Below are 261 nucleotides of genomic sequence, written 5' to 3'. Positions count from 1 at the left end.
CTAGCGGCAGGTACGGACCGTCGTAGGTCACCCGCGTGCTCGACGGTGTGTAGACGAACATCAGGAGGAAGCCGGTCACGAACAGGACCATCACGGCTGCGAAGGCGGCGACCCCGAACATGTTGGTCCAATGGAGGGGGGCCCGCCGCATCCTGAGCTCGCCGCGCAGCGCGGCCAGCCGCTTGCCCGCCGATGTGCCGGAGACCACCCCGGCGAGGCGTGTCGTCACGGACGCGCGTTCCCGGCGATCGACGGGCATCA

Annotated in this window: 1 protein-coding gene; it reads right to left on the bottom strand. The window is 69.3% G+C overall.

Annotated features, from left to right (window positions below):
• Window positions 1-261 (bottom strand): hypothetical protein (locus tag SB717_RS37175; RefSeq protein ID WP_410908116.1); only part of this gene is annotated, 261 nt, incomplete at both ends.

The organism is Priestia sp. SIMBA_032 (assembly GCF_046535215.1).
Classification (GTDB): domain Bacteria; phylum Bacillota; class Bacilli; order Bacillales; family Bacillaceae_H; genus Priestia; species Priestia aryabhattai.
The sequence above is the reverse complement of the archived record's forward strand: the minus strand, read 5'-3'. Positions and strand labels throughout refer to the sequence as shown.